This window comes from Rhodococcus sp. IEGM 1241 (assembly GCF_033142365.1).
Classification (GTDB): domain Bacteria; phylum Actinomycetota; class Actinomycetes; order Mycobacteriales; family Mycobacteriaceae; genus Rhodococcus_F; species Rhodococcus_F erythropolis.
The window spans coordinates 36688-44605 of record NZ_JAWLSE010000015.1 but is presented as its reverse complement, the minus strand read 5'-3'; the positions used below and the strand labels follow the sequence as shown (position 1 = coordinate 44605).

At 67.4% G+C, this 7918-nt stretch carries 8 protein-coding genes; 5 read left to right on the top strand and 3 right to left on the bottom strand.

All coding sequences use genetic code 11. The annotated features are described in order from the left end of the window. From istA to R4P70_RS30395, 5 genes are all read left to right on the top strand, one after another. Nucleotides 1–1119 (top strand): IS21-like element IS1415 family transposase (istA, locus tag R4P70_RS30415; RefSeq protein WP_317833397.1); only part of this gene is annotated, 1119 nt, incomplete at its 5' end. Continuing rightward, nucleotides 1119–1910: an IS21-like element IS1415 family helper ATPase IstB gene (gene istB / locus R4P70_RS30410; RefSeq protein WP_003944771.1), complete on the top strand. Its 792-nt coding sequence runs from the start codon at nucleotides 1119–1121 to the stop codon at nucleotides 1908–1910. The genes istA and istB, both read left to right, overlap by 1 nt. 193 nt (nucleotides 1911–2103) lie before the next feature. After that, a complete protein-coding gene (locus tag R4P70_RS30405; RefSeq protein WP_317833393.1) occupies nucleotides 2104–2742 on the top strand; it encodes a hypothetical protein in 639 nt (212 codons plus the stop codon). A gap of 387 nt (nucleotides 2743–3129) precedes the next feature. Continuing rightward, the gene (locus tag R4P70_RS30400) at nucleotides 3130–3393 is read left to right on the top strand and encodes a hypothetical protein (RefSeq protein WP_225330463.1); all 264 of its coding nucleotides are present in this window, start codon (nucleotides 3130–3132) and stop codon (nucleotides 3391–3393) included. A 78-nt stretch (nucleotides 3394–3471) separates the two neighbouring features. Beyond that, nucleotides 3472–4050: a tyrosine-type recombinase/integrase gene (locus R4P70_RS30395; RefSeq protein ID WP_202916944.1), complete on the top strand. Its 579-nt coding sequence runs from the start codon at nucleotides 3472–3474 to the stop codon at nucleotides 4048–4050. A 371-nt stretch (nucleotides 4051–4421) separates the two neighbouring features. On the opposite strand, the gene R4P70_RS30390 is transcribed toward R4P70_RS30395, so the two are convergent. The 3 genes from R4P70_RS30390 to R4P70_RS30380 are packed head-to-tail and all read right to left on the bottom strand — an operon-like array spanning nucleotide 4422 to nucleotide 7906. Beyond that, nucleotides 4422–5957 carry a class I adenylate-forming enzyme family protein gene (locus R4P70_RS30390; protein WP_011331209.1) on the bottom strand — a complete coding sequence of 512 codons (1536 nt, stop codon included), beginning with the start codon at nucleotides 5955–5957 and terminating at the stop codon, nucleotides 4422–4424. A gap of 28 nt (nucleotides 5958–5985) precedes the next feature. Then, nucleotides 5986–6747 carry an enoyl-CoA hydratase gene (locus R4P70_RS30385; protein ID WP_011331210.1) on the bottom strand — a complete coding sequence of 254 codons (762 nt, stop codon included), beginning with the start codon at nucleotides 6745–6747 and terminating at the stop codon, nucleotides 5986–5988. 4 nt (nucleotides 6748–6751) lie between these two features. After that, nucleotides 6752–7906 (bottom strand): acetyl-CoA C-acetyltransferase, encoded by a 1155-nt coding sequence (locus R4P70_RS30380; RefSeq protein ID WP_011331211.1) that lies wholly within the window; start codon nucleotides 7904–7906, stop codon nucleotides 6752–6754. Between the last annotated feature and the right edge of the window lie 12 nt (nucleotides 7907–7918).

Genomic DNA, 7918 nt, shown 5'->3' with positions numbered 1-7918 from the left:
ACGTTGTTCTGCGCATGGTTGGCGTGGTCGCGATTTCGGGTGGTGATCCCGATCTGGGACAAGACATTGCCGACGGTGGCGGCGTGTTTGGATGCGACATTCCGCCGCTTGGGCGGGGTTCCGGTCTATGTCCTCACCGACAACGAGAAGACCGCGACGATCGATCACGTGGCCGGGATCGCGGTCCGCAATCCGGAGATCGTGGAGGTGGCACGGCATTACGGCACGACGCTGCGGACGTGTTTACCTGCTGATCCGGAGTCGAAGGGAGGAAGTGAGGCGACGGTGCGGATCGCCAAAGCCGACCTGTTGCCGAAGGAGGTGAACCTGCGCGAGCAGTATCACTCTTTCGGTGAGCTCGAGTCGGCTTGCCGGCAGTTCTGCACCGACGTCAACACCCGCGTCCACAGCTCTACTCGGCGGCGGCCGGTCGAGCGGCTGGCCGAAGAGTTGCAGCGGCTGCATCCGCTGCCGAAATCTCCGTTCACCGCGGTGTTCGGCACTACCCGGCGGGTGAACTGGGAGTCGACGATCTCGGTGGAAGGGGTGCGGTATTCGGTGCCGCACACGTTGATCGACACTCGGGTCTGGGCCCGCTTCCATGGTGAGGAGCTGATCGTGACCGCCGTCGACAATGATGGCGGTGCAGTCGAAGTCGCGCGGCACCGCCGCGGCCAACCCGGTTCACCGGTCCTCGACAACGACCACTACCCACCCCGCCCAGACCGCGACGCCGCCGACCGGGTGCCCAAGCCTCGTACCGCCGCCGAGCTCGCCTTCCTACAGTTGGGCCAGGGTGCCAACAGCTGGCTGGTCGAGGCTGCCGCCGCGGGAGCGCACCGCATCAGGGCGAAGATGGCCGAGGCCGTGGACCTTTCGAAGCTGCACTCCCCGGACGCAGTCGACAGAGCGTTGGGGACGGCGGCGATGACCGGCCGGTTCGCCGATCGGGACCTGATCTCGATCCTCGACTACCAAGTCACCCACGAACACGCTGATCCGGTCCGTCGCAGCGAGAACCACACTCTGCAACCGGGCACCGCCGCCTGGTCCACCTTCGGCCAGACACCAGCGCCGGCCAGCCCAGCCACTACTGACGATGAAAGCGATGACGCCTGATGAGCACCCCTTTGCGCACTGTTACCAGCGCTAACGGCGACCCGTTGGCCGAGGCGATCGACCTGACTAAACGCCTGAAACTGCCCCATATCCGCAGGTCCTTGAGCGATATCATCCCGACCGCGAAAGCCCAACGCTGGGACCCCGCCGAAGTCGTGCGGGTTCTCCTCGCTGAGGAAGCCGCCGGCCGGGACCGGGCGAACCTGCACACTCGCCGCAAACGCGCGGGTTTCCCTACCGGCAAGACCTTCGGCGACTGGGACGAAACGAAATCGTCGATTCCCCGCGCCACCCAGGACGCGCTCCGCACCCTGGAGTGGGTCGGGCGGCGTGAATGTTTCTGCGTCTGTGGGCCTTCGGGAACTGGCAAGTCTCACTTCACCGAGGCACTCGGGCAGGCCGCAGTCGAAGCTGGGCTGGCGGTGTCTTGGTTCACCATCGAAGACCTCGGTGCCCTGGTCCGCCGGCACCGTGCCGACGACTCCATCGCCCGAGCCCTGACGAGGATCATCCGCTCCGACCTGATCATCGTCGACGACATCGGTCTGCTCCCGGTCTCTGAAGACGCCGCCGAAGGATTCTATCGCCTCGTCGACGCTGCCTACGAACGCCGAGCGATTGCCGTCTCGAGCAACCTGCACCCCTCCGGCTTCGACGAGATCATGCCCAAAACATTGGCCACCGCCACCGTTGACCGGCTCCTGCACCATGCGCACGTCGTCGTCACCGACGGCGACTCCTTCCGCCTCACCGAAGCCACCACCGGCAAGGGGGTGAAGCCCTTCAGCTAACCCAAATCAGAAAGCGGGTGGGGAAAAACAACTGGCCGCCACCGGGGAGAACCCGTGGCCACCAGCGGGGAGAACTACTGGCCGCCTACGGGGAGAACTTCGTGGCCATTGACACAGCGGCCACGTCCCTCCCAAAGTTCGGCCGATCTAAGCTCACCTGAACAACCAAAGCCACACCCTCACAGGAGCAGCGATGAGTCCTCGGCCCACCTGGCTCCACACCCGATCCACCGAACTCCGGGCCGCCCTACTCGATCTCGGGCTCACGATCACCGACACCGACGCCCACACAATCCTCGACGACAAACTCACCGAGTATGCGACGCTCATGCGAGTCACCCGCCAGACCGCGCAGAACGACTTCACCGACGAACGCCTGATTGCCTTCGCGCAATCACTGGCACGGTCCCTCTCCGACGAAGCCCCCGGCGCCGACCTGATCGAATTCGAACGCACCATCTCCATGCCCGTCGCCGCCGTCGGGTTGACCACCGCGGCACTGGCCGAAGCCTTGAAAGTCGCGCACATCAACCTCGACGACAAAGAAGCTGTCGCCGGCCTGTCCCTACTGTCGACTCTCGGCATGATCACCGCCGACGCGAACGACTCCGTCGTCCCGACCCCACGTCCGCTGCTCTTGCGGATCGCTCGTTACCTCGACGGCGCCGCGGCATCCATCACCGACGGTGCGAATCTTCCCGACGGACTCGACGACACCCACAGACGGCAATTCGCGGACATCCTTGCCCAGGACGCCGACGGAATCCGGGCCCTCGCCAACACCGAAGACGGCGACACTCCGACACTGTGGCGCACCCCCAACCCACGATGACCACCGGGCAGCGAATCGCAGTCCACACGCCGAAAACCCGCCGGACGGCTCGCCCGCCGATAGACCAGGGGTGGCTACCGGCGGAGCGTTCGCCATACCCGTTGGGGACCGGGTGATGCCGCCCCCGAAAATTTACGTGGCGCCCACCCTGGTTACCAGTCTTCGCACAGTTACAGCTACTTGAGTATTGAACTATTTTCCGAAACTTTGTGTCCGAAACGGGGGTCGGGGAGCAGATTCTCGAAATCCGGCGCTAAGGATTTACGGCAGATAGTAGCGTACTATCTGCCGTAACTCGTGAGTCGTCCTGCCGCGATGGTCGTTCCGGAGATGGGCGACTCCGGAAACTATCTGCCGTAGTGCTGAAGGGCGGTCGGGGTGGGATCGGTGAGCTCGCTACCGGCGCGGGCCGCCGGGATCCGGCTGGCGGACGCGACGCGGACCTTTCTGGGCACGATCGCGGCGGTGAACACCCGCCGCGCCTACGCCTCGGCGTTGGATCGGATGGTGCGCGACTTCGGCGCGGACGGCGATGTCGGGTTGTTGAACCCGGATCGGGTGTCGGGGTGGTTCGACTACGTGTGGGGCGACAAGGCCCCCAAGACCTACAACCTCCGGCTGACCGCGGTGTCGGCGGCGTGCGCCTACTGACGCGATCAACAGTGGCTGACCGGCGATCCGGTGTCGCGCCTGCGGGCGCGGCCGAGTGCGCCGGACAACAGCAAGGCGATGACCGCCGCCGAGGTTGCGGAGCTGCTGGGCATGGACGCGGCCCTGCGCGAGCGGGTGTTCTGGTCGATGCTGTATGAGTCCGCCGCGCGGGCGGAGGAGATCCTGAATCTCGACATCGAGGACCTGGACACCGTGAACCGATGCGCCACGGTCACCCGCAAGGGCGGCGCCCGCGAGGTGATCTATTGGCAGACCGGCACCGCACGGCCGCTGCCCCGGCTGATCGCCGGACGGAAGTCCGGGCCGCTGTTCCTGACCGACCGCAAAGCCAAGCCGTCGGTCGCCAAGACCGACACCGACAACTCGACCGGCCGCGCCCGACTTTCCTACCGCCGCGCCGCGACGCTCCTCGAGGAGCACACCGAAGGGATGCGACGCGGACCGTTCACGCTGCACCAGCTGCGGCACTCGCGACTGACCCACGCCGCAGAGAAGGGCGCTTCCACGCCGATGCTGATGGCGTTGAGCGGACACACCTCGGTGCGCAGCCTGGTCAAATACGCGAAGGTCTCCGCCGAGGCGCTGGGGCGCTGGCAGGCCGAGACCGATCCCGCTGCGCGGCGGCGCTCCCGCTGAATCTCTCAGTAGCTGACGGTGACGAGTTCCGGCGCGTGTCTGCGTATCTTGTTCAGCACCTTGACTGTTCGGCCCGAGCGCATCTGCTCGAGGGGGGCCGAAAGAGACCAATCAAGTGCGGCACCGTCGATGGGTGTGGTCTTCCGCGTCCGGGAACTCATAGCCGCTGCCGGGCGTGCGTGGTCGTGGTGTTTGTCGGATCCGGCGGGGGCACGGCCGAGAGTAGGGCCGTGAGGTCGCGCGAGACCTCGCCGGGGTTGGAACAGCCGTGGGAGATGAGCGCGCGGGAGCGCGGCTTCGGTCAGGCCGTATCGGATATGGACGGCGTCGTGGTTCCCGGGAACTCGAATGTGCCGGAGTCGTCCGTCGGTCTACGTGCGTTGCGCGGAGTCGTCCCGAATCTCACTGCGGAGAACGTGTTTGAGGATCTTGCCGGAAGGGTTGCGCGGGATGTCACGGACGATCAGATCGCGCGGCAGTTTGTAGTCCGCGACGTATTCGGCGGCGTACGTCCGCAGCTCCTCGAGGGTCACCTCGCGACCGGGAACCGGGGTCACGATCGCGACGATGGTCTCCCCGAATGTGGCGTGGTCCAGGCCGACGACGGCAACGTCCTGGACGTCGGGGTGCCCCGCGAGGGCGTTCTCGACCTCGATCGAGTAGACGTTGCGGCCGCCGGTGATGATCATGTCCTTGAGCCGGTCGACGATCGTGATGAAACCGTCGGCGTCGCGGACGGCGAGGTCCCCGGTGTGCAGCCACCCGTCTCGGATGGTCTCGGCGGTGGCCTCGGGCTTGTTCCAGTAGCCCTTCATGATGGTCTCGCCGCGCAGGATGATCTCGCCGGTCATCCCCGTCGGGACATCGTTGCCATCCGGATCGACCAGCCGGAACTCGGCATTCGTGATCGGCCAGCGTCCCGTCGCATCGGGACGGACGGCGACCTCGTCAGGCGTGGAGTAGATGCCGGTGGGGCCACCCTCGGTCGGCCCGCACAGCTGGAAGAAGCCGACGTCCGGGAAGGTCGTCACGAGTTTCGCGACCGCAGTCGGCGGCATCGGTGCCGCCCCGAAGAAGCCGAGCCGCCAGTGCGAGAGGTCGCGCCGCTCGAGGTCGGGGACCGTCAACATCATCTGATACATGGTGGGAACACCGAGGAAGACGGTGATCCGGTATCGCTCGAGGGCGTCGAGGACGGCGGCGGGCTCGAATGCCGGCAACACGACGTGGGTGGTGCCCATCGAGAAGCCGCTGAGCACGAACAGCACCAGTTCGGCGCAGTGGTACATCGGTGCCACGTGCAGGTTCCGGTCGAAGGAGTTGACGCCGAGCGAGGACACCGCGTGGCCGACCCACAGCAGCCGGTGGTGATCGAACAGCGCACCCTTCGGTTTCCCGGTGGTGCCGGAGGTGTAGATGATCATGCAGTCGTCGTCCTCGCGCACCTCGACCTGTGGGTCGCTGTCCGGCATGGAGGACGCCAGCTGGACGAAATCGTCGAAGCCGTCCGCGCCGTCCAGCGAAAGCGCCGGGGCAGCGGGCGCCTGCTCCAGCTTGGCCAGGTCCCGCACCGCCGCGACGGTGTCCCCACCGAACAGCAGCACCGACGCGCCGGAGTCCTCGAGCAGATACGCCAGCTCCCGGGCCGTGGACCGCGGGTTGAACGGGGAGACGATCGCGCCGACCTTGAACGCGCCGTACAGCGCGAGGAGGAAGCGGTCGGAGTTCGGCGACAGCACCGCCACGCGGTCGCCCTTCTGCACGCCGAGGGACAGCAGCGCGTTGGCGTACTGGTTGATTTCCCGGTCGAGCTGCCCGTAGCTGCGCTCGACGCCCTCGAAGATCAGCGCGGGCCGGTCCGGGTGGCGGCGTGCGTTCAATGTCAGTTGTCCACCAAGGGTTGCCATGATTCTCCTATGATCGGCGGGTGGTCTGCTAAGCAAATGTGGGGGGACGTTTGGTGAGGACGGCGTCGGCGCCCTCGGCGAAATCCGGTGTGCCGATGAGTTCGATCTGTCCGGCTCGTTCACGCTCGAGGGCGTGGTCGAGGTGGCCCAGGGTGGACGCGGCGAGCGCCCGTCTGGTCAGTTCGAGGGCGCGCCGCGGCCCGGCTCCCAGCGTGCCGGCGACGGCCTCGACATGGGCCGCGAGCTGGTCATCCGGCAGGATCCGGGCCACCAAGCCGGTCTGGGCGGCGTCGGTGGCGGAAAGCCGCTGCCCGAGCAGCGCTAATTCTGTAGCCCGCGCCCGGCCGATCGCCGCGGCGACGAGCGCGGTCGCGCCGCCGTCGGGCATCAGCCCGATGCTGGTGAACGACAACAGGAAATACGCGCTTTCGGCGGCGTAGGTGAGGTCTGCGGCGCAGGCGAGCGCCACTCCGTACCCGACCGCGGGGCCGTTGACGGCGGCGATGACGGGGACCGGCGCGGAGACGATGCCGCGGATCACCCGGTTCGCGGCGTCCATCACCACCTCGGGTTCCTCGCCCGTCACCGCGGTCAGATCCGCTCCCGTGCAGAAGGCTCTTCCCGCGCCGGTGAGCACGATCGCGCGGGCACCGGTCGCTTCCGCCCCGCTGATCGCGGTGTCGAGTGCGACCAGGTCGTCGACGCCGAGGGCGTTCATGCGGCCGGGCCGGTCGATCGTGATGTGAAGCAGGCGGCCGGTGCGGACGGTCCGGATAGCGGTCGGGGTCATCGGATCAGCCGAGCCGCTCGATGATGGTGACGTTGGCTTGTCCGCCGCCCTCGCACATGGTCTGCAACCCGTAGCGTCCGCCGGAGCGTTCGAGTTCGTGCAGCATGGTGGTCATCAGCCGGGTGCCGGTGGCGCCGATCGGGTGGCCGAGAGCGATGGCGCCGCCGTTGGGGTTCACCCGCTCCGGGTCGGCGCCGGTCTCCTGCAACCACGCCATCACGACCGGGGCGAACGCCTCGTTGACCTCGAACACGTCGAAGTCGTCGATGCGCATGCCGGTCCGCTCGAGTGCCCGTTCGGTGGCGGGGATCGGTGCGGCGAGCATCATGACCGGATCGGCGCCGAGCACGGTCAGGTGATGGATCCGGGCCCGCGGAGCCAGGTCGTGGCGGCGTACCGCCTCGGCGGAGGCGATGAGCATGCCCGAGGCGCCGTCGGAGATCTGGCTGGCGACCGCGGCGCTCAAGCGCCCCCCCGGCGTGAGGCTCGGCAGGGCGGCCATCTTCTCCGGTGTGGTGTCGGCGCGCGGTCCTTCGTCGGTCGTCATCTGCTGGTAGGGGAGGATCTCGGCGGCGAAGCGTCCGCCGGCGATCGCCTGCAGCGCCCGGCGGTGGCTTTCCAGGGCGTACTGCTCCATCGCCTCCCGGTCGATTCCCCACTTTTCGGCGATCATCTCGGCGCCGCGGAACTGCGAGATCGTCTCGTCCCCGTAGCGGGCCCGCCACCTCGTCGAGCCCGAGTAGGGGTCGCGCACGCCGAACGCCTCGCCCGCGGTGACCGACGACATCAGTGGGATCTGGCTCATGTTCTGCACCCCGCCCGCGACGATGAGGTCGGCGGTGCCGCTCATCACGGCCTGCGCGGCGAAATGTACAGCCTGTTGCGAGGATCCGCACTGGCGGTCGATGGTCACGCCGGGCACTGTCTCGGGCAGGCCCGCAGCGAGGGCCGCGGTGCGGGCGATATCGCCCGCCTGCGGACCGATGTTGTCCAGGCAGCCGAGGATCACGTCGTCGACCGACGCGGGGTCGACACCGTTGCGTTCGACGAGTGCGCCGATCACATGGGCCGCGAGGTCGACCGGGTGTGCGGCGGCCAGTGCGCCGCGGCGGCGGCCTACCGGGGTGCGTGCCGCGTCGATGATGTATGCCTCTGGCATTGATGTCTCCGA